This window comes from Shewanella sp. HN-41 (assembly GCF_000217915.1).
In the GTDB taxonomy this organism is placed as follows: Bacteria; Pseudomonadota; Gammaproteobacteria; order Enterobacterales; family Shewanellaceae; genus Shewanella.
This window is the reverse complement of record NZ_AFOZ01000018.1, coordinates 1-23,565: the sequence shown is the minus strand read 5'-3', so window position 1 is coordinate 23,565 and position 23,565 is coordinate 1. Positions and strand designations below refer to the sequence as shown.

The window sequence follows — 23,565 nt, the reverse complement described above, 5'->3', positions numbered from 1 at the left end:
TAGGCGATATTATTTGGTAACCAGCACAATGGTGCAGGTAAAGGCGCGAGGCGCCTTTACCACTTAATGCCTAACATCATGCAATTTAAGCCACTGCCAATGCCTAAAAAGCTCACCTGGTCCCCAGGGCGTAAAAAACCCTGATCGTGGGCCATAGCGGCGGTCACGGGCAAAGAAACCGTGCCCATATTGCCCAGCAATTGATATGTCGGAAATTCTTTTTCTGGTGGGATATTGAGTGCACTCAACACTTGCTTGCGGTTCGATGCACCCACTTGGTGGCAAATCACCTTATCCACTTGCTCGACCAACCAATTGCGCTGCTCGAGGAAATGCTCCCAAGTGTGCTTAGCCAGCTCGACCCCCTCTTTAAGGAGCGTCACCGCATCGGTACGCATAAACTCACGGTAGATATTATGACCAACTTCCTGTAACCCCCACTGACACAACTGGTGGTGCTGCGGTGCGGAGAGGTGAGATGCTCCAAGCAATTGGTGTTGACGCACATTCGCAAGCGGTAAGCTACCATCGGTCAGGATCACGGCAACGGCGCCAGAACCACCGGTTAAGGTCGCGAGGGATTGAGCAAAATTCTGCATAGTCGGATCGGCCAACATATTATCAATAGTAACATCGACAATATCCCGCGCCGATTCACAGGACACCACCATGCCCGCCTTGATCTGTCCGAGTTCAATACGGTTAGCGATATCTAGAATGCCCGATAGCACCCCAAGGCAAGCATTGCTGATATCGTAGATTGCCGTATCCTTTGACACGCCAAGTTCGGCGGCAATGCGGCATGCCGTCGCGGGTTCGTGCTGATCGCGGCACACCCCCGTGTACACCACAGCACCCAAATCGGCGACATCTATTCCCGTTTCAACCATGGCTTTATGGGCAGCTTTAATCGCCCCGTCAGACAATTGATGTCCTTTTGGCCACCAGCGACGCTCCGTGATGCCAGTCAATGCTGCCAACTGTCCCATAGGTATGCGGAACTTTTGATACAAAGGCGCAAGACGAGACTCTAGCTCGCTACTGGAGACCACTACAGGTGCCAGTTCATAGGCCAGGCTATTAATAAATACGCGGGAATATTTCATGAAACTGTTTTATTCACTTACTAGAATGACTGACCTAAGAGCCAGCTTTCAGTTGTTATTCGTCATTAATGCGACATTTGAACAAGAAAAGCCCGATGATTCAATAAAAAACCATCTTCAGCGTAAGACTTGTCTCACACCTACTCACATAAGCCTAGGGGCATAGGCACAGGTAAACTCAAATTCAAATTTACTAATACAGAAATATTTCATAAAAAACATTGCTGTACAGCACATTTTAAGACACTGTTTTTTAATCGGTCGATTTTAATGCCAAAATCAACGCATTTCTCGGCGTGACACTGTTTGCACAAAATTCGCCCACAATAACCCGATAGCCATGCTCTTGCAAAAAACAGCAGCGATCGAGGATTAACCACCGCTCGAGTAGGCTGCGAAATAAATGCGCCACTAAATCGATACGCCGAGTCAATCTTTGCCTTTGCCGCCCAAGTTCGAGCCAAGCCGCAAAATCACAATTTTGTGCTACTAGGACGGATTTTTGCTGCGCGGCCCACAGGCAAAAATCGGCAAAACTGCCACTGAGTTGGCTTTGTTTAATGGAAGGCAGCGGCAAATACGTATCCATGCTGCGACACTGACGTTGCAGCGCATCAAAACCTAAGCGCCACGCGATTTCTTGATGCCGCAGCGCCTGTTGTTTTGGATTAGCAATCACACTCTGCTGCAGTGGCAACTGCAAATCGTGTCGGCTGAGCTTAAGTGTGCTCAGCTTCGCAACTGTCGACAAGGGTTGATAATGACTCGCTTGAATTAAATGGTAACAACAGGGGGAAATCGCCAGCGCCCGAGTGCCTGCCTCGGTGGCAAGCTTCAATAAACGCACATGCAAATCGCCACAGGCATGGAGCGCAATCGCCTGTTGCTGACTCGTCAACGGATTTTCATTTGCTCGATTGAGGCTCTCTCCCTCATTAATCCCTGTGTCAGTCCCAATAGTGAAGGCATCGGCACATATAAAATGTTGGGATAACTGCCATTGTTGCGCAAAGGCTTGTCCCTCTTCACAAAGCTTTGCTTGCCACTCTAGGCTGATCACATCGACGCCGCGGGTCTTAGCGATCAATCTTCCTAGGTGCCCCTTGCCCGCACACCACTCCAGCACAGGTAAATCGTACTCGGGTAAATGTTGCGCAAAGGCGGTAATTTGTGCCCATTTACGCCCCTTAATATGGGCGCTGAAATGTGCGCTATCGTCAAATTGAATTTCAGGCGTTTGTACTAATGCCCCGCCACTGGCAGGAACCGCCAATAAAGACAGATCCCAATCTAGCCCTAGCAGATGAAGATCTTGATTTAACGCGGGTAATAGGGCTTTGACTAGCCTATCTTGCTCGGCATCTAGGCTATCGAGATCATCATCACTGATGTCCCACAGCCTCTGTGCCAAACAAGGGAAATCCGCCTGCCATGGCAGGACATTGGCCTCAAAGGCTCGCACTTGCCATAGGGGGCGACTCTGCTCGAGCAATTGATTAATCTTATTAAATTGCTCTTTGTCGCTAGATGTATTCTGAGGATTTGCTTGATTCACTAGATACCCGGTATAAAAATACTTGTGATCGTTCGAGGGACTAAGGCTGACTTTAACGGAAAGTCTGTTAGTATTTCGCGCCTTAACTTAACCACTCCCACTATTGGCCGTCGACAAAACCCAGTAAGGGATAGACTAAGAAGATACTCATGCTTTCACCCTGCGTTGCCCGCTGTGGCTTAAACGATGAAGACTATTGTATGGGCTGCTTTCGCCATATTGACGAAATTGTCGCTTGGCGCGATGCCAGTGAAGCCGAGCAACATTCAATAATCAACAAACTCGCGGCCCGCAAGGCACATTTCGAAGGCGCTGAAAATAAACATATCCTGAGCCGAACCAAATGGTTAGAGGCAGAGGTGCGCTTAGCTAAAAAATAATAGAACGGGCTCAGCGCTTACCTCAGTTATTTCTTCATCATGGCCTTTAAATCGGCAAAGGGATTATAGGTCGCCGCCGCTTGCTTAGTTTCTGTGGTGTTACCGTAACGGATCAGTTCTTCGAAGCGGGAATGTTCATTGTCGTGGCAGTATAGGCACAGTAATTCCCAGTTAGAACCGTCGGATGGATTGTTATCGTGGTTATGGTCTCTGTGGTGAACGGTCAGCTCGCTCAAATTTTTCGGGGTGAATTCACGGGTGCAACGGCCACACACCCAAGGGTACAATTTTAATGCCTGTTCGCGATAACCACTCTCGCGTTTGGCTTTGTATTCCCGCGCCTCGGCTAACACTTGATCTAACTTACTCTGGCCTTGATTTGTTGACATGCTCACACCTAACCTAAAAACAACCACTGATAATTCCCCCAAGGATAATCCGAGTTACCACTTGGGGCAATATATCCCGTTTTAGCAAAATGCCCACTGCGCCTAAGCCACATGTCCTTGGTCGGCATTAGAAAGGTGCAAATAGTGCAGATATTTTTCGTATTGGGTCACCACATCTGCAAGGAGCTGCTCTTCGGTATAACCCATAACATCATAATGCTGGCCACCCTGCTCTAGGTAAACTTCGGCACGATAATACCAGTTGTTGCCCTGCTCCAACTCCTCGCCCATGGGATTAACGATTTCAAAACAACGCATCCGCACCCCGTAAACAAAGGGTTGGTATGCTTCGTTGCTAATCACAAGGCGCACTTTTCCGTCTAAATACTCAAGATCGGCCACAATGCCTTTACTCATAAACTGCTGACACACCTTAGATAATGCAGGGGTTGCGACATTATTCAGGAAGATGCGCGCCTCTTCTTCGGTGGGATGCGAAACCAAAACCTCGATGCGTTCCTCCCAACTGATATTGGTTTTGGCATATTGCACACTGGTTGTATGCAACTGCACACTGTTGATCTTAAGCCAGTCATCCTTAAGCGCCTTATAGAGCCCAAGACACATCAGTAACATCACACATAAAAATGGCAAAGCACTGGCGATTGCCGCCGTTTGCAACGCCTGTAAGCCACCCGCTAATAGCAGTACAGATGCCACGACACCTTGCAGTAGAGCCCAAAACACCCGTTGCCATACGGGGGCATTCTTATCACCACCTGAGGTGAGATTATCTATCACTAAGGAGCCGGAATCCGAGGAGGTGACAAAGAAAGTCACGACTAAACAAATCCCTATCCCCGACAATAGGCTCGGAAAAGGCATATGCTCAAAAAATGTAAATAGAGCCACAGGTACATCGGTATTCACGGCATCGGCCAAGTAAGTCGCACCTTGATTCATAATGGCGTCGATGGCGGAATTGCCAAACACAGTCATCCACAGAAAGGTCAGCGACGAGGGAACAAACAACACACCAATTAAAAATTCACGGATAGTACGGCCACGGCTCACTCGCGCAATAAAGGTTCCAACAAATGGCGACCATGAGATCCACCAACCCCAATAGAGTAGCGTCCAACCGCCGAGCCAGTCCTCCTTGTGTTGATAGGCATAGAGGTTAAAGGTTTTATTGACAATATCGCTTAGGTAACTGCCTGTATTTTGGACAAATGCCTGCAAGAGCATCACGGTTGGGCCAAGGATTAAGACGATAAGTAGAAGGATAAGTGCTAAGCCAAGGTTAAGTTCGCTCAGTCGTTTAACCCCCTTATCTAACCCCGAAAATACCGAAAGCGTTGCAAGTAATGTAATGCCAACGATCAAAGCGACCTGTACTAAGGTGTTATTAGGAAAGCCCTTAAACAGATAACTTAAACCCGAATTGACCTGTAGCACACCAAAACCCAAGGATGTAGCCACCCCAAACATAGTGCCGAGCACGGCGAAAGTGTCGACACAGTGCCCAATCGGGCCATGAATACGTTCACCGATTAAGGGATAGAGGGCACTGCGGGGTAATAGGGGCAATTTATGGCGATAGGCAAAATACGCTAGACTCAGGGCAACCACAGCATAAATGGCCCATGCGTGGATCCCCCAGTGGAAGAAAGTAATCTTCATCGCCTCTTTTGCTGCGGCCAAGCTCTCTGGTGTGGCATCGGGCGGCGCCAGATAATGCATCACCGGCTCGGCCACCCCAAAAAACATTAAACCTATACCCATACCCGCAGAAAATAGCATGGCTATCCAGCTTTTATAGCTATAGTCAGGCACTGAATGATCGGGGCCGAGTTTGATATCACCAAAGCGACTCACCATCACAAAAATGATGAAAATCAAAAAAATAGCAACGCTTAAAATGTAAAGCCAACCGGCTTTAACTTCTATCCATGACTGCATTGACTTAAAAAAAAGGTTGGCCTCGATTGGCCAAATTGCACAGATCATTACCATTAAAATAATGAAGAAGACCGCCGAATAAAATACTGGCGGGTTAATACTCGATTTAATCGACATGAATACCCCTAGTCGTGACAGGTTTCCGATAGACGCCCCCAGCCGAAGCGCCTAAGCTTTAGCCAAATAGTCAACTCACGATCATTCCAACACTCGCGGTATTAAGCACACCCAAAAGCATCAATAACATAGACTACATTGCTGTAATACCTTGTTATGTCATACTTATATCCAACCGACCTCAATATACGAAGATGTGTAATAAGGTTGTTTGGGTATAGGTATTTAAACGATAAAAACCTGCGCATAACGCACAATATAACGCTAAGTTTAGTCGGAGTAATCAGCATAAAAAATGGCGACCAAATAAAGTCGCCAAGCAATTATACCACAAAGTAAGGTTATTTTGACTTTTAATACCAAAACAGCCGTTAAACGGGTTTAGTCGCGTTAACCTTCGCCGAATTGGGAGTCTGTGAAATTCCCGCCGTTAAATTAAAGCGCATCGCCTCTTCAAACGACCAGTCGACGAGGATCAAGTCATCACGCTTGACTAGGCTTGTCACCCCCGCCATCTGATAACTTAACTGGAATAATACTGGCACCCAATCGCCCTCAGGCAACGCATCGAGCAAGGGCTGTGGCGGTGTGTCTGTCATAATAAAACCCACCACATATCCTCCGTTTGCTTGTTTTACCAACACCGTTTGTTGGGTATGGGTCTTCCCCTCACGGTTCATCAAGGAGGCGATATCGCGGATACTGCCATAGACAGATTTAAACAGTGGGAAACGCATTAGCTGGCGTTCAATCCAACCATAGAGCCACACAATTGGACTAACCGAAAACAGCAAACCGACCGCAAATACGAGGGCCACCACTAAGATAAAGCCCGCGCCGACAAAATGTTGGTTAATCCCTACCAACGCTAAAATAAAAATCCCCAAACCATCTAGAGACACAAACAGTGACCAGAACAACCACAGGCTGAGCGCCATGGGTAGCAGATTCATTAAGCCACGGGCTAAGGTTTTCTTCATTACAGTCTCATTTAATCAATGGGATAAAAAAAGGCATAAAATATTTACGCCCAAAAGCGCGTTAAATGCTACCACAGAGTCACTTTTGCACCAGCACTTGATGTAAGGTAAGACTCAGAGAAAACCAAGAACAAACCGCTACGGCATCGAGGGAAAGAATATGCGCGTGACCCGCCTAGACCATTTAGTGTTAACCGTAAAAGATATCGAAGCCAGCGTCGACTTTTATCAAAGCGTGTTAGGGATGAAAAAATCCGTATTTGGTCAGGGCCGTATCGCCTTGAGTTTTGGCGATCAAAAAATCAATCTCCATCAAGCGGGCGCCGAGTTTGAACCTAAGGCCGCCCTCGCCACACCCGGCAGTGCAGACTTGTGTTTTGTAGTCAGCCACAGCATGGAAGAAGTGATCAGCCACTTAAACGCACTTGAGGTGCCAATTATTGAAGGCCCAGTGCTACGCACCGGCGCCACCGGCCGCATCAACTCCGTCTATATCCGCGACCCCGATTTGAATCTATTGGAATTATCCGAATATTTGCCCGCCTGCACACTGTGATTGCTTACACAAACCTTGCTTAATCTCAGCGAAATAGGCTCTTAAAGCAGCTGACAGGATTACGAGGGCAAACGGAATTTGCCCCAAAGCAAGACGACTGAATCATATATTGCGTGATATGCATTGCCACGGTTTCCCCAGTGACACGCCGCCATTTAATTTAACAAGAGTTATCCCTATAGGCTCGACGGCGGCATCTGCAACGCATGGAAGTGTAAATGCCGCGTTCACATGGTCAATAATGTTCCAGACATCATAGTGACATTCCCCACATCCCTATGGGTCAGATGTGAAAGAGCGGCCATGCCGCCAACGGTCACTGTTGTAACAGTGGCAATCTTAACGACCATTGAACTGTTCATCTGACTAAAAGCTTTTGCCCCAAAGCTTGTTTCGCCTTTTTTAACTAGCTCTTCCAGCTACAGGTTTGTTGACCAAACTTTAGTAATGAGTGAAAGTTAGTATTGATTGCCATTCGTTCTACCTAAACGAGGATTTCATGGGGAAACCATTAGTTATCTGCAGTATCCTAGGATTACTTCTAGGAGCGTTCATTTCACTATTGGATGTGGACGATTCTCTAAATGGCCTTTTAATTTCGATTGTGGCTTGTATAGCTGCGGGCTACATAACTGTCTATACAGTTAGGGATTATCCTAACCTATATTCGCTTGTCACGGTTTCAACGACCGTTCCGCTTTTGCTAATCAGTTATGGGATAAGCGATGGTTTAGCCTACACACTGGGTGTAGCATTTATATATGGAATTTGTTCCGTTCAGCTGTTCCTGCCATTAAGAAATTCTTTCCATAATGCAAAAGTTATTTTTAAAAGCTTTAAACCTCGTAAACGCTAAAATGTGGTGCCCCATTGCGCTTTATCAAAGTGGCATCTAGCTAACTCCAACATCAAAACATTGACCCAATTTTAGTAATGCTACAGAGCTCTGGCCTTATCAGTTTTATCCAACCGCATTCACGTGAGCCAATGAGAAAATGTCATACGAGTATCAGCCTGAATGCGAGGCCAAAATGCCGTCAATCAACATGAAAAGTTGGGACAGCCATATCTTTTTGTGTTTTTCAGCCCCTTCTCTTAAAGCAGCTGACAGGATTAATCGAGGGCAAACGGAATTTGCCCCAAAGAGAGTGATTGGCAGCTGCGCTGGGCAGAGAAAGTTGGGACAGCCATATCTTTTTGTGTTTTTCAGCCCCTTCTACTAGGCTTTAAATTATCTTGATTTTGTCTGTGTGGAGTTTGTGATGACCTCGGCCAGAAGACAGTTAATTGATGCCAATGCAACGCCTTTCTATCATGTGATAAACCGCTGTGTTCGTAGGGCTTTTTTGTGTGGTGAAGATAAACTCACAGGTCGTAGTTATGAGCATAGACGTGGCTGGATTGTCGATAAAATCAAAGCATTATCTGCAATTTTTTGCATTGATATTTGCGCTTATGCGGTGATGAATAACCACTATCATTTAGTGCTTAAAATTGACGTCGACAAGGCAAAATCGTTAACGCAAAAAGACATTATCAGCCGCTGGCGTCAAATCACTAAGGGCCATTCAGTCGCCACTAAATATATAAATGGTGATGCTTTAATCGACGCTGAAGTCATGTTACTCGATAGCTTACTTGCCGAGTGGCATGAGCGTTTATCCAGCATATCTTGGTTTATGCGCTGTTTAAATGAAGAAATTGCCCGTAAGGCCAATCGTGAAGATGAGTGTAAAGGGGCCTTTTGGGAAGGTCGGTTTAAATCACAAGCACTGTTAGATGAACAAGCTTTGCTGGCGTGCATGATGTATGTGGATTTAAATCCTATAAGAGCAGGCATTGCTGACTCTTTGCAATCCTCTGATTTTACATCGATTCAAGAAAGAATTAGCTCGCTAGACCCGCAAGATGACGCTTTCCCCTCACTTAACACACTGGCTCAATCCGCAAATAAACGACCGCAAACAACATACCCATCCCTCGCCAAATTTGATGGTTCAACACATCTAAGTCAGCAATCTGGCATTCCGTTTCATTTTGCCGATTATCTCGAACTGATTGATTGGACAGGCCGAGCGATTCGCCTTGATAAAAAAGGTTATATCGATAACCAACGGCCAAAACTGCTCAATGAGTTAGGCATTACGCCCGATGCTTGGTTGACTTCAGCCAAAGAATTTCGCCGTCAATACAGTGGCATAAGTGGTCGATGGGATAGCATGTGCGAGTTTAAAAAGCAGCACAACTGTGGGAAATGGAGTAAAGGTAAAGCGTCAAGCCAAGCGTTACATCCTTAAGTTCGTCACCGCTCACGATTCAGCTCTTGGGATTATTTTTTGTTTATCCGAAATGAAGATAATTCCGTGAAAACTCAGTACGCTTCTGTCCCCAAACGAGTCACATATCTACTTTAAAACAAACAGGCTACACCGATGTTAAACAGGTGAGCCATGGTGATTAGCGAGACGACCGTCCACCCCATGGCCGCTTTTGGGCATCCATGCCATCGCGGCATTTGTGAATCCTTTCACATCAGACGGGGAGGTCGAGCATCTAGGGATTTGAACAACATCTCTGTTTAACTGCCAGTTCGCCATCTGATAGGCTGGACACCTGAATGTCGTGCAATGCAGGGATACATGAGAACGACCACAGCTCTCGTTAATAAACTTAGAAACCCTAGGTTTCTATTAACCGTGTTGGCAGCGAATACCATGGCAAGCCGATAAGTGGATATCTGCAAACGCTAAGATCCCAACAACTTAAGACTCTGCCCTCTCCCCCTTATGCTTAACGCTTTTTGCCGCCGAGGGCGCGTTTTTTGGCGCGCTGTTTTTGGGCGGCTTTACTGTTGCGTCGGGGCTCGGGGGCCATTTTATTAAAATCGGGCTCAAAGCCTGGATACCATTGCTGGGGCAGACGCTTATCGAGCACTGCCTCGACTTCTTCGAGCAACAAGGCATCTTCTTGACTAAATAGGGTAATGGCCAGACCTGCGTTGCCCGCTCGGCCCGTGCGACCGATACGATGAATATAATCTTCGGCAATAAAAGGCAGCTCAAAGTTGATGACATATTGTAATTCAACAATATCCAGCCCCCTAGCCGCCACATCGGTCGCCACTAGTACTTGAATTTTGCCCTGTTTAAAATCCTGCAGCACTTTTTCTCGCGCCCCCTGGGACAAATCACCGTGGAATGCTTGGGTAGCAATGTCGAGTTTATTGAGTTGCAAGGCAAGTTTATCGACACCCTGTTTAGTGCGGCTAAAAATAAGCACTTGATGCCAATTTTGGCTGCGAATTAAGTGGCTCACAAATTCGGTTTTACGGTCGCTATCTATAGCATAAACCCGCTGTTCTACCTGTGTGGCCGTGGTATTGCGTTTAGCCACTTCAATCCATTTAGGCTCACGCAGCAAACTTTTACTCAAAGAGAAAATGGCATCGTCTAAGGTGGCGGAAAACAATAGGGTTTGTCTCTTTGCTGGCACTTGTTTGAGTACCGCCTTTATTTCATCCATAAAACCCATATCGAGCATGCGATCTGCCTCATCAAACACCAGCACATTCAACTGCTTAAGATTCAGTGCGCCTTGACGTAGATGATCGAGCAAACGCCCTGGAGTCGCAATGAGTACATCGATTCCCGCTTTAAACACCTCGACCTGTGCATCGATACTGACGCCACCATAGGCTATCCCAATACGAATATCTGTGCCTTTCGCATAGTTAACAAAACTTTGCTGGACTTGCACCGCAAGCTCCCGTGTAGGGACCAACACTAAGGCACGTATATGCCTTGGGGCCTCCTCCGTTAAGGGGGCCGCCATCAGTCCATGCAAAATCGGTAAAGCAAATGCGGCCGTCTTTCCCGTCCCCGTTTGTGCTCCCGCCATCAGATCCTGTTTTGCCAAAATCACAGGAATAGCCTCAACTTGGATAGGTGTCGGTTGCTGATAGCCTAGTTCGGCTAAGGTGTTCACTAGCTGGGAGTGCAAAGAAAGGGAGTTGAAAGACATTGGAAATCACCACAAATCATAATGAGCCAATGTTAACAGACTGGGCAGGGTGCGACTAGCCGCAAGGTCGAGCAGCATAGCATTGGTAATCACTCAGGATTGGCGAAAAATGCCTCGAGCTCAGAGGGTAACTGGGGCCGACTAAAGAGATAACCCTGGGCTTGATCACACCGATTTTGTCTTAGAAAATCCGCCTGTTCCTCGGTTTCAACCCCTTCGGCAATAATCTCTAATTTTAGGGCATGGCCAAGGGCAATCACGGCCTTCGCAATGGCGGTATTGTTAGTATCGAAGGGAATGTCACGCACAAAGGATTGATCGATTTTGAGTTTATGGATCGGCAATTTGTTTAGATAATTCAGTGATGAATAGCCTGTCCCAAAATCATCCACTGACAATTCAATGCCCAGATCCCCAAGCAGCTTTAAGTCTCGGATAGCCAGATCAGGATTCTGCATCATCACACTCTCAGTGACTTCTAACTCTAAGTATTTGGCTGGCAAGCCTGTTTTCTCTAGTACCCGTTTAACATCGTCAACAAAAGTGCTGCGTTGCAATTGCTGGCCCGCTACGTTCACGGCGATGCGCCCAAAATGCCGCCCTTCGGCCAGCCAAGTAACACCTTGGCGGCAGGCCGTTTCAAGCACCCACAACCCAATATCATGAATAAGGCCAATTTTTTCGGCTACGGGAATAAACACCGCTGGCGATATTTGCCCCAATTGCGGATCATTCCAGCGAAGCAGTGCCTCAAACCCCACAGTTTTACGGGTTGATAAATCCAGTTTTGGCTGGTACATCAAATACAAAGCGTTCTGGGCAATGGCACCATAGAGGGCGTTCTGTAGCTTTAAATGCTCAAACGATTGTTTGGTCAAAGACTCAGTGTAGAAGGCAAAATCATTGCGACCATAGTTCTTCGCCCGATACATGGCCGCATCCGCGTTGCGCAATAGGGTGTCCGCATCGGTGCCATCGTTCGGGTAGAGTGAGACGCCCATGCTTGCAGTCAAGCGTAGATGATCACCAGTGCTCACCACAAAAGGTTGCTCAAAAACCTCACGCAATTGATTGACCGCATGGGTGGCATCCTCATAGTTTTGAATACCGGAGATCAATGCGACAAACTCATCACCGCCAATACGCGACAACACATCCTGATCACCTACTTTGCTACGTAGTCGCTTCGCTAGTTCCACTAGCATCTCATCACCTATGCTATGGCCAAAGCTGTCATTAATGTGCTTAAACAAGTCGACGTCGATAATCACAGTCGCAAGTTGTGCATTCAGGCGCTTAGCGTGCCTCACCTCTTGTTTTAACTGCATCATTAATTTCATCCGATTCGGCAGGTGCGTCAGGGGATCGAAATAGGCTAAATGAGCGAGTTGAGCTTCACTCTGTTTTTGTGCGGAAATATCTGAAAACACCGCCACGAAATAACGGATATCCCCCACATCGTCATAAATAGTGCTGATAGTGATATTTTGCGGGAAGATAGTGCCATTTTTACGGCGATTCCAGATCTCGCCGTTCCACTTACCAGTCTCTAACAGGGCATTCCACATGGCATCGAAAAACGCTTTATCATGGCGTTCCGAATTGAACAGCCGTGGGTTTTGTCCGAGCAATTCCTCACGGGAGTAACCCGTTATTTCGTAAAAGGCACCATTCACATCCGTGATATTGCCGTGCCTATCGGTTACTACGACACCTTCTACTGAGTTTTTAAATACATTCGTTGCGAGTGTAAGTTGCTCTTCTACTTCCTTATGTTTAGAGATATTGCGCGTCATACCAATCACGCCCGCTAACTGACCATCTGCGGTGAAGGCAGGCATTTTTAGGGTTTCTAGCCAGAGGTGTTTTGTCTGCTCGCTACCATCTAAACATTCGGCAACGATAATGGGGGTGCCCGTTTCGATGGCGAGCCTGTCACCATCGAGGAAAATATCGGCGATATCTTTACCGAATAATTCAACATCTGTCTTACCCACAATCTCATTGCGCGGCATTTCCCAGGCTTTTTCAACACTCAGATTACAGCTAGTGTAAATCCCATCGACATTCTTGACCCAAATATGCTCCTCAAAGCTATCGATAAAAGTTTGTAAATCTAGCACTTGTAAGTTGCTTTGCTCACCACGAGCCCGTGCTTCATCGGCCCTATGCTGACGTAGGATCTCGGTTAAACCGAGCTGGATGCTATTAACGTTAAGTTGAGCAAGTTGCAGCGACTGCCCCGTTAAATGATGGGATGCACTATGGTACAAACACAGGACACCAAAACTGGCCCCCGATGGCCATAATATCGGCAAGCAAATCAGACTGCCTAAGCTATTGTATTGTTGCCAAAACGGATCCAATGAGGTGTCTGTGACTAATGGGGTAGCCAGTAAATGTGGCGTGAGTTGCACTTGGGCATTGGAGACCATAGCTTGATAACTATGGATGACACTCGACTCATCAGCGGGCTCAGTTTGAGAGATATCTGTGGCTTTAATATGTGGAGTAACGCTTTGCTGTAGCTTAAAACCGTGATGAGCATTGAGCTGACCGAGTATCGATGCAATATCCTCATCCGTGGCCGCCATTGACTTTAATAATAGCCTCAACGGCCCCGAACCATCACGGGCGAAGATAAGCCCATGGCATGCAAACATCCCAGCGACTAAATTTAAGTCACTTAACCAACTGTCTTGCTGCTGTTGTGGAATGATCACATCAATCATATAGTTGCCAACCAACGCCTTGTACTACTGAATTTTGACTGACTCTGAACTCTCAAAGCGCCCTTATAGCCTTATACACCGACACGGAAGAAGAATACAAGTCACCGGCAGTACAACATCACTGGCATTGTAGACCATAGGGCCTTGTCGGCGCACACCCTTTGCTATAAATACAAGATGATAATTGCATCATATCAGCAATTATCAGTATAGAGGCCAAACCATCGTTATTTTCTAATACATAAATAATTAATGAAATAAAGAGCAGGAATGCCGGTGCAGTTATACGCCACTCGGCAGATTAGGGAAATAACCGACTTTTAATTGACAACGATGCTATCTTATTGTCTACAATGGAAATATTAAGGCTGACAATTCAAGGATATTTATGCCCACTGACCACTCATCTCATACTAAGCCGAATCAAGCCATTCAATTAACCAGCCAACAACTGTATCGCAAATGTGAACTAAAAGAATTAAGTCTCCATTGCCAATCGACCGCCGAGCTGACTCCTCTCGATGATATCGTCGGCCAAGAACGCGCCCAGCAAGCGGTGGAATTTGCCATGGGTATAAAAGAAAAAGGTTATAACATTTATGCCATAGGCCAGAATGGATTAGGAAAACGCACTATGATGCTGCGCTATCTTAATCGTCACGAGCCGAGCGATCACAATCTACACGATTGGTGCTATGTGGTTAACTTCGACGATACCCGCAGCCCTAAGGTCCTTAAACTGGCGGCAGGCACTGGGCTCGAATTTAAAAAAGCCATCGAAAAACTCATGCTCAAGTTAGTCAAGGCGCTCCCCTTAGCCTTTGATAATGAAATGTATTATGCGCGAGCTGAAAAACTAAAGAGTCAACTAGCCCAAAAGCAAGAAACCGCACTGACCGAATTAAGTGAGGAAGCTAAGCAAAAAGGGATCAGCCTCAGCTTAACCCTGCAGGGCGATTATCAAATGATCGCGCTCAAGGGTGAAGACGAGCCCCACGATGAAGCCTCCTTCAATGCCCTGAGTGAGGCCGAACGCAGTCAATTTGAAAGCAATATTAACGGACTTGAGGTCAAATTGCGTGGCATTATTCGCCAAAATACCGAATGGGAAGAAGAGTTTAGCGACACCCAGCAGGAACATGATGAACAAGTCGCTAAGGATGTACTTATCCACTTTTTCAAGCCACTGAAGGACAAGTACAAACATCAGCCCGAAGTGAGAGCCTTTTTAAATGGTATGCAGGCGGATATTTTAAGCAATTTGGATATTTTTTTAGAGGAGAGTGAAGAACAACTTGCCCTCGCCTACGCCTCCCTCGAAAAGAAAATGCCTCGGCGTTACCAAGTGAATGTGTTGGTTTGCCAAGGCTCACAACAATTTCCCATCGTCGTTGAAGAAAGCCCGAGTTATCACAGCCTGTTCGGCTATGTGGAAAACGCGACCTTTAGGGGCACAGTATTCACCGACTTCTCGTTGATCCGCTCCGGTAGCCTACATAAAGCGAATGGCGGCGTCCTATTGATGGACGCGGTGAAAGTGCTTGAACGCCCCTATGTTTGGGATGGATTAAAACGCGCCCTACGTTCCCGCAAATTAGACCTAAGCTCACTCGAGCGTGAGGTCTCACTCTCGGGCACGATTTCCCTCGCGCCAGAGCCTATCCCCTTAGACGTTAAAATCATTCTGTTTGGCGATCACGAAACCTATCAACTATTGCAGCACTATGATCCTGACTTTAGTGAACTGTTCCGTGTCACCGCCGATTTTGAGGATGTGATGGACAGAACCCATGCCTCTGAGGCCCACTATGCACGTTTTATATCCAGCATAGTGCACGACAACAATATGCTGCACTGCGAGCGTAGCGCCATTGCGAGGATCATCGAATACAGTTCCCGCGAGGCGCAGGATCAGCAAAAACTCTCACTGCACTCCGCTAATATTGCCAATTTACTGCGCGAGTCTAATTACTGCGCTAAGTCCGCTGGCAGCGATCAAATTTTGGTGCCCCATGTAGAGCAGGCGCTTCGCAATCAAGAAAAAAGGGTCTCCCGCCTGCACGACAGCATAATGGAAAGCTTTATTAATGGCACGACCTTGATCAATACCCACGATAAAGTCGTCGGTCAAATCAATGCCTTATCCGTTATTTCCACCTCTGACCATCAATTTGGCATGCCTAACCGCATCACAGCAACCACAGCCTTTGGTAAGGGTGAAGTGTTAGATATTGAACATAGAGTCAAACTGGGTGGGCGGATCCATTCTAAGGGAGTGCTGATCTTAACCGCTTATTTAGCTTCGGTTTTAGGCAAGACAGCACAAATCCCATTAACGACTTATCTCACCTTTGAACAGTCCTATAGCGGGGTTGATGGCGATAGCGCTTCTATGGCCGAATGCTGTGCCATCATCTCAGCCATAAGCGAACAACCGATTAGGCAAGATATTGCGATCACAGGTTCGATGAATCAATTCGGAGAGGCGCAGCCAATTGGTGGTGTGAATGAGAAAATTGAGGGTTTCTTCGACGTCTGCAAAATAAAGGGGCGCTCATCGAGCCAAGGTGTAATCATTCCCGCCTCAAATGTTCCCAACCTTATGTTACGTAAAGATATTGTCGAAGCGGTCCAACTCGGAGAATTCCATATTTGGGCCATCACCCATGTCACCCAAGCCATGGAGCTGTTACTTGGCAAAGCTGCAGATACGCAGATTGAAAAAGAGACTAAAAACCAAGGGCAATATGCACCCGAGAGTGTTTTCGGTATTGCCCAGGAAAAACTCACGGCCCTCAGGGCCCTCGTAAAACACGATAAATAAGGGAGAAAACAAAAGGGTTAGCAATTAGCTAACCCTTTGTTTTTATAGTTGGATAATTAAACTAGTGTTGTCAACATGTCATCGCTGTAGGGCACTAGTTCCTCGCTAGCGCGCACTCGAGCGACATAGTCTGGATTGGCGATAAAGGGGCGGCCGATAGCAATCAAATCAAACTTATCTGCGGCAATCGCTTCACTTGCACTCTGGGCACTATAACTGCCGACACCTACTAACGTTTTGCCATAGTGTGCTCGCACATAGCTGGAAGCTCGACCGCCTAAATAGTCAAACTCCATACTGTCATCAAAAATACCTATATGCACAAAGGCGATATCGCGTTGTTCGAGTTCAGGCAATAGATAGTCAAATACAGCCCGATCGCGACTATCGGTGGCCATATTAAAATAAGCACCGGGAGACAGACGCAAACCGGTTCTATCTTTACCAATTCGAGCGACAACAGCATCAACGACTTCGAGGGCAAAGCGCGCCATCTTAGCGGGTGTACCACCGTATTCGTCGGTGCGGCGGTTGCTGTCATGGTGTAGGAAGGCATCGATCAAATAACCATTTGCACCATGGATTTCAACCCCATCGAAACCGGCTTCCATCGCATTCTCAGCCGCCTTGGCATAATCGCGCACCAGCTCCTGAATATCCTCCAGTGTTGCAGGTTTTGGCGTGACATAGGTCAGTTCACGCATTCTGGGGACTGAGCCTTCAATCTTCTGTGCCGATGGGGCGAGCACATCGCCACCACCAAAAAGTGCGGGTGCGCTACGCGCCCCGTATGCCATAACTGCACAAAAATTTTTCCACCTTTGGCATGCACCGCATCGGTTACCTTACGCCAACCAGCAATTTGTGCCTGAGTAAAAATACCTGGGGTATTGGGGTAACCTTGGCCGTCGGGGCGAATAATTGTCGCCTCTGTGATGATCAAACCCGCCTCGGCACGGCGCGCATAATAGGCGACCATATCTTCGGTCGGCACCAGATCGGCATCCGCCATACAACGGGTTAGGGGTGCCATTAAAATACGGTTATTTAAGGTAATGGCATCATTAAGTTTATAGGTTTCAAAAAGATTTGATGTGGCGTGTGTGGTCATAATTTCAATCTCAATCTTGAATGTGCGTTCAAGATAATATTATTTGAATGAACATTCAAGTTTATTTTTGAATGTGCGTTCAAAATTAGGTAGAATGAAGTTAAGTTTTTCTAGACGAGTCAAATAAAGTCGATGCGCAATGCAGAGTTCAACCGAGAACAAGTTCTTCGCGGTGCTATGACCGCCTTCATGCACAAGGGTTACACTAAAACCAGCATGCAAGATCTCACCCAAGCCACGGGATTACATCCAGGCTCGATCTACTGCGCCTTTACGAATAAACGTGGGCTCTTAATCGCAGCAATCGAACAATATCAGCTCGATAGAAATGCGCAGTTCAGCCTCCTCTTTACCCATAGTGCCGATGTCCTCGCGAACCTAAAGCACTACTTAGATAATCTGGTCGTCGAATGTTTAAGTTGCGACAGTGCGCAAGCTTGCTTGCTCACTAAGGCATTGAACGAAATTGCAGAGCAAGATGATGAAATACAAAAGATTATCAATAATAATCTACAGATATGGCAGGATGCACTGACGCAACAATTCGACTTTGCCGCCACGCAAGGGTTGCTTGAGGGAGAACGCAATAGCACGCAAAGGGCCCAATACTTGATGATGGGAATATACGGCCTGAGAACCTTCGCCCACACCCATCCACAGCCACAAATTTTACAGCAATTAGCGGATAAGCTCTTTATCGAAGTCTGTCGATAGGCACTGCCGGGGTTAGTTGGTGAACGGCTTTGGTTTAGGAAGAGAGCGACGCTTTATTCACCATAGGCACCCAAAAAGTTAAGGGGACGGTAAATCATCTTTACCGTCCCCCATTGTCTGTGCCGTTTTCGACCCGCAGGGTAGTCTTAACCTATATTCGCCTGAGCAAAGACTCGTTCTCCTAAGGAGTTCAAAATCTTACATTCACCTTCTAGGACAGCTATGATGGATTTTCCCTTACGGAAACTGGCTGGGATCATCACTCGGCCAGAGTCGCTAACAGGCAAACCATCTAGCACAGCATTGTGCATAATTAACCCTACAGGTGCATCATAATACAAAACGGTTACAATCGCTTGTTGTGCTTGCATAGCTTTTAACTCACATTAAGCAGCGCCTGCTGCTATCGACCTAGATGACAAGAGTCTCCCTTACTCTCTTAGACAGCAAAACTTAGAAAAAATTTTACTATTTAAAATCAATTCGCTAAAAAAAACCAACCCTACAGCTTCAACTGAATATGCTTGAATATCTTAGCGCCATCAATATTTTGTTATTTAAGCACTTCGGCAAATAGATGCCAATCTATTTCTATTTTGTTAATCAATTTCGCGCAATTGATCACAGGTGTTAATTTTGTTGGCCTGAGTTTTATGCGATAAACTTCACTCCTATATAGGGTTAATCGCGATTACTTGGCTTTAAATCCAACTCTGAATCCCCCCCAATGTTTTCCATTGACGTAAATAGGCACGGATAAATCGTGCATCACTTCACCCGTGTCCCGTTTATAGGTTTGCAATAACACAGGCTCTGTATGGTCACCACAGCGGATCCCTGTTGGATCATTAAAGAGGCGTTTGGTGCGATTATGAATTATATCGACTTCGACTTTTCCCGTTAGGGCCTGGCTAAAGCGCTTGTTATGGGTCGGGAAATAGCCTTTTTTATCCACGGCTCCTGCATAAATAATTTCGTTATATTTTGCCAAAATAGGTTCTTGGATCTCAGGGAAATGTTGATCGGTAAACCTGTCGAAAGCCGTGCTGTATTTCTGTGGTTGTGTATTCGCAATGGGTTGATACCTGGGATTAAACAGTTCTGCCTCGCTAAAACTTCCCTTTGCTAAACCTTCGGCGAGCTTTTCGCCGCAGGCCGTTGCAGCCGCATTGGCTAACACCAACACCCGTTGGTCGAAGGTTTGTGTGTCCCAGTTGGACAGAGCTTTAAAAATCCCCTCTGTCGTTAAAGAAAGGGTAAATGCCTGCTCGGACACTTGATGGCTCTGTTTTCCAGTCAAGTTTAAGGAGTCCCGAATTTGGCTGACCGAACAGCTGATATCATTTGTGGTATTGTTATATTGTTTAAGTGAATTCTCCATATCACCAAGGGCATGGGCGGAGTGTGTCACCGAAGTCGATATTTCAGCGAAATGTTCATCTAATCTCCCCATTGCAGTGACAACATCCGCGGTCTGAGAAACGACCCGCTCCATCAAGCCCGAGGTTTTGTCGGTTTCGCTGCGGATCTCTAATAACATTCTGCCAATATCTTGGGTTGCACCAGCAGTTTTAGCCGCGAGATTGCGGACTTCATCCGCAACCACAGCAAACCCTCGGCCCTGCTCACCCGCGCGAGCCGCCTCAATCGCAGCGTTTAATGCCAGAAGATTCGTTTGCTCTGCAACAGCATTAATCACTTCAGTAATCTTTTGAATTTGTTCGGCTCTGGACTTAAGCGACTGTACCTGCTCCGCGGCGGTATCGATATCAGCACTAAGAGATTGAATCGCCTCCACCCCTTTTTGTGCCTGAGTTCGACCTTGTACGCTGAATCGCTCAGCTTCTTGGGCCTGCACTAAAATATTGGCGGCATTATCACCAAGCAGCGCCGTTGTATGGCTGAGTTGCTCGGCGGCAACGGCAATGGCGCTGGCATGTTCACCGTTAGATTCAATTGATTTATTCAACAAATCAATAAAATGTGAGACTTCGGCCGAGCCGATAGCCATTTTACTCGTTTGTGTGCTGATCTCGTGTGCCGAGGCATTTTGCGTCTTAAGGCGATGAGCCTCGGTCGCATTAGCCCGCTGTTGAGTAGCCACGGAGCGCATCGCTATCTCAAGTAGAAATCCCCCTGCCAGCACACCTAACACAATCGCCTGAATAAGGCTGGGAAGCGCCAGCACTGAGAGCAATAAACTGCCCAGCATGACTATGGTAAAACTCAGAGCTACCGCGACTTTATGTTGTATTTCCATATCTATTCTCACAACAGCGCACACAAAGGGTGAAGGGCTCGATTAAGGGAAGTCGACTCAAGATTAACGAGTAATAGCCATCCATTGCCACTCTAGAACTAGCAGCGAAACCGATAAGACAGAAAGGATCTTAAGGCAGATGCAACTAGCCTATCCCTCTGACTCAGAAAACAATTCACGCTTTGGCTAAAAATAAGACCAATAGCATATCATCGACAGTCTATCGAACTTATGGCATTAGACCTTAGTATGAAAAGTCACATATTGCTCTCTATCGGAGGTTAAAACTTTATCTCCCTAAAGTGCTCAGAAATGCGGTCCGTATCGTCTTCTAGGCAATATTCCCTCCTAGACGACTGCACTTCTATCAAGAAAACTGCTAATATCGGCGCAATTTTTTTGAGCTAACGAGATCAAGATGGGCAGAGCATATCAAAATCGTAAAGAATCCATGGCGAAAACTGCAGGCCAGAAAACCCGCCTTTACTCGCGCTACGGTAAAGAAATTTACGTTGTCGCTAAACAAGGTGGTGTAGAGCCAGATGGTAACTTATCACTACGTCGTTTAATTGAGCGTGCGAAGAAAGACCAAGTTCCAGCGCATGTTATTGAACGTGCTATTGAAAAAGCCAAAGGTGGCGGCGGTGAAGATTACGATACAGCCCGTTATGAAGGTTTTGGCCCAGGCAACTGCATGGTGATTGTCGACTGTTTAACCGATAACGTAAAACGTACCTTCACCGAAGTGCGTCAAGCCTTTGTGAAGAACGATGCCAAACTCGGTAGCCCAGGCACTGTTGGCCATATGTTTGATCATTCAGCCGTTTTTGTTTTCCCTGGCGATGATGAAGACGCTATTTTAGAAATCCTAATGATGGCCGATGTGGATGTGAGTGATGTCGAAGTTGAAGATGGCATGATCAGCGTATTTGCCCCACACACTGAATTTTTCAAGGTAAAAACGGCACTGACCGATGCCATGCCAGAGATTAACTTTGAAATAGAAAACATCACCTTCGTCCCGCAAACTATGACTAAAGTGACTGGTGAGGATGTGGCCGTATTCGATAAGTTTATCGCCGCATTAGAAGATTGTGACGATGTGCAAAACGTCTACCACAATGCGGAAATTGAAGAGTAATCACCCTTTCGCCTGAAATGAAAACGCAGCCCTTGGCTGCGTTTTTCGTTTATAGGTCAAGATATTAAGCATTAATAAAACAGCCATGAAACCCTAAGGGTAATACCCTATTCATCTGTGCCGAGGCGATAGGGCCAGCGCAGATATCACTGGCACGAAACAAAGATAGACCGGACCGTGCATTGTGGTAATCGAGCCAAGTCATCAAAACATAGGCTTCATGCTGCTCAGTGGCGGGGATATAAAGCGGCTCTTCGGCTATCTTGCCTTTACCCAGATAATACGCACTATAGCTGTCAACACTAAGTCCCCTGTTACCAAGCGTATCGGCAGCAAGCTTGCTGCTGTCCTTTGTATTATGAATACAATACAGGGTGTTACTCAGCCCTGACTCAGACGCTAATTCAGCCTCTAATTCAGAGTGAGAGCCAAGATCTGAGCGTGCTTCGATGCCAAATAGAGGGACAAACTCTGTTTTACTCATAGTTTGCTGCACAAACTCTTTATTACTCATAGTTTGCTGCCCAAACTGGGGAAACTCCATCATCACGCCGCTGCGGTTAATGCGTGCTGGGGAAGACTGCGCCTCAGCCAAAGGTACAGTGATAGTCACTAACTCTGCATGGGGTGTCTTAGTTTTACGCACCCCTGTCAGTAACCCCTTCATCCCTTGAGTTAAAATGGCCGAATTAGGGTAGAGGCAAAGCTGCACTGAAAGTTCATCATTTTTATCAATGGCTTGACCAAAGTGAAACACAAATCCTGCAGGCAACGGGTGTAACTGGCGCGCCCTAAAATCGGCTTTGTCTATAACCAGTAACTGTGACGGCAATTCGGGGCGCCATTTAAAGGCATCGATATAGGTTTCGCCCTCATCATAGACGCAGGAGGAAATGTAAAACACTAGCTTATTTTCACTCTGAGCGAAGGCATGTAAGTAGCTCGCCTGTGGTAATTCAATCACTTCCATTCTGGCAATGCTGTCATCGGCGGCCACTTGGTACACACGTAATTGCTTCTCGCCACCGACATACCAGACGCCAAAATTCCACAGCCCACCTTGTCCGTCAGCAAGCGGGTGAGCAGAAAAGGGCAAGCCCTTAAACTTGTCACCAAAGCTTTTCACGCCAAGCGTGGTTAAGGTCTTCGTATCGAGTCGATAGGGCGAACCCGCCTCCCATAAGGCAAGCAACTCGCCGTGGCGCGGCAATAAACTGGTGTTAGCGACATTCAAATCATCGTTATTGCGAATGGGCAAAGCATTAGGGATCACAGTACCAGCGGTAGAATATTTAAATGCGCCAGCGGCCTCCTCCACTTTAAACTTCTTTGTTTGGATAAACTTGGCCTGATGCTGAATTTGCCCATTGGCCAGACTGAACTGCTGCACCATACCATCGCCATCGAACCAATGCTGGTATGCCCTACCCGCCCGAGACATTTTCGCTGGTCCATTACGATATAAATTGCCACTCAATTGCGCCGGCCACTCACCCGAGACCTGCATAGTGAGCGGCGGATAGTCGCCTTCAGCCCCATTAAAGCCAATCGCCCACGGCTTGGTCGCTTTATACCCTGATTTCAGTAAATTAGGATGGCAACGAAACCGATGATGGCTGTTCGTGGTGCGATGATATGCACGCTTGGTTGCTACCAACAGCCGGTGCACGCGCAGCAGGGTAAACAGCTTATCTCGACCTATCGACAACGCGTGTTGC

17 protein-coding genes and 2 pseudogenes are annotated in these 23,565 nt (G+C 46.8%); 6 read left to right on the top strand and 13 right to left on the bottom strand.

All coding sequences use genetic code 11. The annotated features are described in order from the left end of the window. Positions 1-56 precede the first annotated feature (56 nt). A complete protein-coding gene (locus SOHN41_RS06975; protein WP_007647036.1) occupies positions 57-1,106 on the bottom strand; it encodes a 3-oxoacyl-ACP synthase III in 1,050 nt (349 codons plus the stop codon). Positions 1,107-1,359: 253 nt separating this feature from the next. Further along, positions 1,360-2,661 (bottom strand): methyltransferase, encoded by a 1,302-nt coding sequence (locus SOHN41_RS06970; protein ID WP_007647034.1) that lies wholly within the window; start codon positions 2,659-2,661, stop codon positions 1,360-1,362. A gap of 149 nt (positions 2,662-2,810) precedes the next feature. Between SOHN41_RS06970 and SOHN41_RS06965 the strand changes: the two genes are divergently transcribed. After that, a complete protein-coding gene (locus SOHN41_RS06965; protein WP_037458369.1) occupies positions 2,811-3,041 on the top strand; it encodes a DUF1289 domain-containing protein in 231 nt (76 codons plus the stop codon). A 26-nt stretch (positions 3,042-3,067) separates the two neighbouring features. Here SOHN41_RS06965 and SOHN41_RS06960 read toward each other — a convergent pair whose 3' ends face one another. From SOHN41_RS06960 to SOHN41_RS06950, 3 genes are all read right to left on the bottom strand, one after another. Beyond that, positions 3,068-3,430 carry a YajD family HNH nuclease gene (locus tag SOHN41_RS06960; protein ID WP_007647030.1) on the bottom strand — a complete coding sequence of 121 codons (363 nt, stop codon included), beginning with the start codon at positions 3,428-3,430 and terminating at the stop codon, positions 3,068-3,070. Positions 3,431-3,532: 102 nt separating this feature from the next. After that, positions 3,533-5,509, bottom strand: coding sequence for a BCCT family transporter (locus tag SOHN41_RS06955; protein ID WP_007647025.1), 1,977 nt, complete (start codon positions 5,507-5,509; stop codon positions 3,533-3,535). 371 nt (positions 5,510-5,880) lie between these two features. Further along, a complete protein-coding gene (locus tag SOHN41_RS06950) occupies positions 5,881-6,489 on the bottom strand; it encodes a DUF502 domain-containing protein (protein WP_007647023.1) in 609 nt (202 codons plus the stop codon). A gap of 160 nt (positions 6,490-6,649) precedes the next feature. Between SOHN41_RS06950 and SOHN41_RS06945 the strand changes: the two genes are divergently transcribed. Next, positions 6,650-7,045: a VOC family protein gene (locus SOHN41_RS06945; RefSeq protein WP_007647021.1), complete on the top strand. Its 396-nt coding sequence runs from the start codon at positions 6,650-6,652 to the stop codon at positions 7,043-7,045. A 227-nt stretch (positions 7,046-7,272) separates the two neighbouring features. Here SOHN41_RS06945 and SOHN41_RS20495 read toward each other — a convergent pair whose 3' ends face one another. Continuing rightward, positions 7,273-7,407: a hypothetical protein gene (locus SOHN41_RS20495; RefSeq protein WP_272941526.1), complete on the bottom strand. Its 135-nt coding sequence runs from the start codon at positions 7,405-7,407 to the stop codon at positions 7,273-7,275. 900 nt (positions 7,408-8,307) lie between these two features. Between SOHN41_RS20495 and SOHN41_RS06935 the strand changes: the two genes are divergently transcribed. Further along, positions 8,308-9,342 (top strand): transposase, encoded by a 1,035-nt coding sequence (locus SOHN41_RS06935; RefSeq protein ID WP_007647017.1) that lies wholly within the window; start codon positions 8,308-8,310, stop codon positions 9,340-9,342. Positions 9,343-9,835: 493 nt separating this feature from the next. Here SOHN41_RS06935 and SOHN41_RS06930 read toward each other — a convergent pair whose 3' ends face one another. Continuing rightward, positions 9,836-11,065 carry a DEAD/DEAH box helicase gene (locus tag SOHN41_RS06930; protein ID WP_007647015.1) on the bottom strand — a complete coding sequence of 410 codons (1,230 nt, stop codon included), beginning with the start codon at positions 11,063-11,065 and terminating at the stop codon, positions 9,836-9,838. An 89-nt stretch (positions 11,066-11,154) separates the two neighbouring features. After that, positions 11,155-13,797, bottom strand: a complete 2,643-nt coding sequence (locus SOHN41_RS06925; RefSeq protein ID WP_007647014.1) for a bifunctional diguanylate cyclase/phosphodiesterase — start codon at positions 13,795-13,797, stop codon at positions 11,155-11,157. Between the two features lie 388 nt (positions 13,798-14,185). Here SOHN41_RS06925 and SOHN41_RS06920 point away from each other — a divergent pair, with 388 nt between their 5' ends. Next, a complete protein-coding gene (locus tag SOHN41_RS06920; protein WP_007647013.1) occupies positions 14,186-16,621 on the top strand; it encodes a Lon protease family protein in 2,436 nt (811 codons plus the stop codon). A gap of 56 nt (positions 16,622-16,677) precedes the next feature. Here SOHN41_RS06920 and SOHN41_RS06915 read toward each other — a convergent pair. Further along, a pseudogene (locus SOHN41_RS06915) lies at positions 16,678-17,732 on the bottom strand (alkene reductase). 132 nt (positions 17,733-17,864) lie between these two features. Here SOHN41_RS06915 and SOHN41_RS06910 point away from each other — a divergent pair. Then, positions 17,865-18,446: a TetR/AcrR family transcriptional regulator gene (locus SOHN41_RS06910; protein WP_007647008.1), complete on the top strand. Its 582-nt coding sequence runs from the start codon at positions 17,865-17,867 to the stop codon at positions 18,444-18,446. Positions 18,447-18,592: 146 nt separating this feature from the next. Here SOHN41_RS06910 and SOHN41_RS06905 read toward each other — a convergent pair whose 3' ends face one another. Together SOHN41_RS06905 and SOHN41_RS06900 are read right to left on the bottom strand one after the other, a co-directional pair. Continuing rightward, complete coding sequence (locus SOHN41_RS06905; protein WP_007647006.1) at positions 18,593-18,817, bottom strand: TIGR02922 family protein; 225 nt, start codon at positions 18,815-18,817, stop codon at positions 18,593-18,595. Between the two features lie 320 nt (positions 18,818-19,137). Further along, positions 19,138-20,706 (bottom strand): methyl-accepting chemotaxis protein, encoded by a 1,569-nt coding sequence (locus tag SOHN41_RS06900; protein ID WP_007647005.1) that lies wholly within the window; start codon positions 20,704-20,706, stop codon positions 19,138-19,140. A 418-nt stretch (positions 20,707-21,124) separates the two neighbouring features. On the opposite strand from SOHN41_RS06900, the gene SOHN41_RS06895 reads away from it, so the two are divergent. Next, positions 21,125-21,847 (top strand): YebC/PmpR family DNA-binding transcriptional regulator, encoded by a 723-nt coding sequence (locus SOHN41_RS06895; RefSeq protein WP_007647002.1) that lies wholly within the window; start codon positions 21,125-21,127, stop codon positions 21,845-21,847. Positions 21,848-21,911: 64 nt separating this feature from the next. Here the strand turns inward: SOHN41_RS06895 and SOHN41_RS06890 are convergent, their stop codons facing one another. Next, positions 21,912-23,354, bottom strand: coding sequence for a carotenoid oxygenase family protein (locus SOHN41_RS06890; protein ID WP_237703912.1), 1,443 nt, complete (start codon positions 23,352-23,354; stop codon positions 21,912-21,914). 66 nt (positions 23,355-23,420) lie between these two features. After that, positions 23,421-23,565 (bottom strand): annotated as a pseudogene (locus tag SOHN41_RS20080) (IS3 family transposase); the annotation flags it as partial.

What these genes read in the sequence shown, in the direction of transcription:
- SOHN41_RS06975 (WP_007647036.1), bottom strand. Translation starts at nt 1,106, where the DNA reads ATGAAATATTCCCGCGTATTTATTAATAGCCTGGCCTATGAACTGGCA.
- SOHN41_RS06965 (WP_037458369.1), top strand. Translation starts at nt 2,811, where the DNA reads ATGCTTTCACCCTGCGTTGCCCGCTGTGGCTTAAACGATGAAGACTAT.
- SOHN41_RS06960 (WP_007647030.1), bottom strand. Translation starts at nt 3,430, where the DNA reads ATGTCAACAAATCAAGGCCAGAGTAAGTTAGATCAAGTGTTAGCCGAG.
- SOHN41_RS06955 (WP_007647025.1), bottom strand. Translation starts at nt 5,509, where the DNA reads ATGTCGATTAAATCGAGTATTAACCCGCCAGTATTTTATTCGGCGGTC.
- SOHN41_RS06950 (WP_007647023.1), bottom strand. Translation starts at nt 6,489, where the DNA reads ATGAAGAAAACCTTAGCCCGTGGCTTAATGAATCTGCTACCCATGGCG.
- SOHN41_RS06945 (WP_007647021.1), top strand. Translation starts at nt 6,650, where the DNA reads ATGCGCGTGACCCGCCTAGACCATTTAGTGTTAACCGTAAAAGATATC.
- SOHN41_RS20495 (WP_272941526.1), bottom strand. Translation starts at nt 7,407, where the DNA reads ATGAACAGTTCAATGGTCGTTAAGATTGCCACTGTTACAACAGTGACC.
- SOHN41_RS06935 (WP_007647017.1), top strand. Translation starts at nt 8,308, where the DNA reads ATGACCTCGGCCAGAAGACAGTTAATTGATGCCAATGCAACGCCTTTC.
- SOHN41_RS06930 (WP_007647015.1), bottom strand. Translation starts at nt 11,065, where the DNA reads ATGTCTTTCAACTCCCTTTCTTTGCACTCCCAGCTAGTGAACACCTTA.
- SOHN41_RS06925 (WP_007647014.1), bottom strand. Translation starts at nt 13,797, where the DNA reads ATGATTGATGTGATCATTCCACAACAGCAGCAAGACAGTTGGTTAAGT.
- SOHN41_RS06920 (WP_007647013.1), top strand. Translation starts at nt 14,186, where the DNA reads ATGCCCACTGACCACTCATCTCATACTAAGCCGAATCAAGCCATTCAA.
- SOHN41_RS06910 (WP_007647008.1), top strand. Translation starts at nt 17,865, where the DNA reads ATGCGCAATGCAGAGTTCAACCGAGAACAAGTTCTTCGCGGTGCTATG.
- SOHN41_RS06905 (WP_007647006.1), bottom strand. Translation starts at nt 18,817, where the DNA reads ATGCAAGCACAACAAGCGATTGTAACCGTTTTGTATTATGATGCACCT.
- SOHN41_RS06900 (WP_007647005.1), bottom strand. Translation starts at nt 20,706, where the DNA reads ATGGAAATACAACATAAAGTCGCGGTAGCTCTGAGTTTTACCATAGTC.
- SOHN41_RS06895 (WP_007647002.1), top strand. Translation starts at nt 21,125, where the DNA reads ATGGGCAGAGCATATCAAAATCGTAAAGAATCCATGGCGAAAACTGCA.
- SOHN41_RS06890 (WP_237703912.1), bottom strand. Translation starts at nt 23,354, where the DNA reads ATGCAGGTCTCGGGTGAGTGGCCGGCGCAATTGAGTGGCAATTTATAT.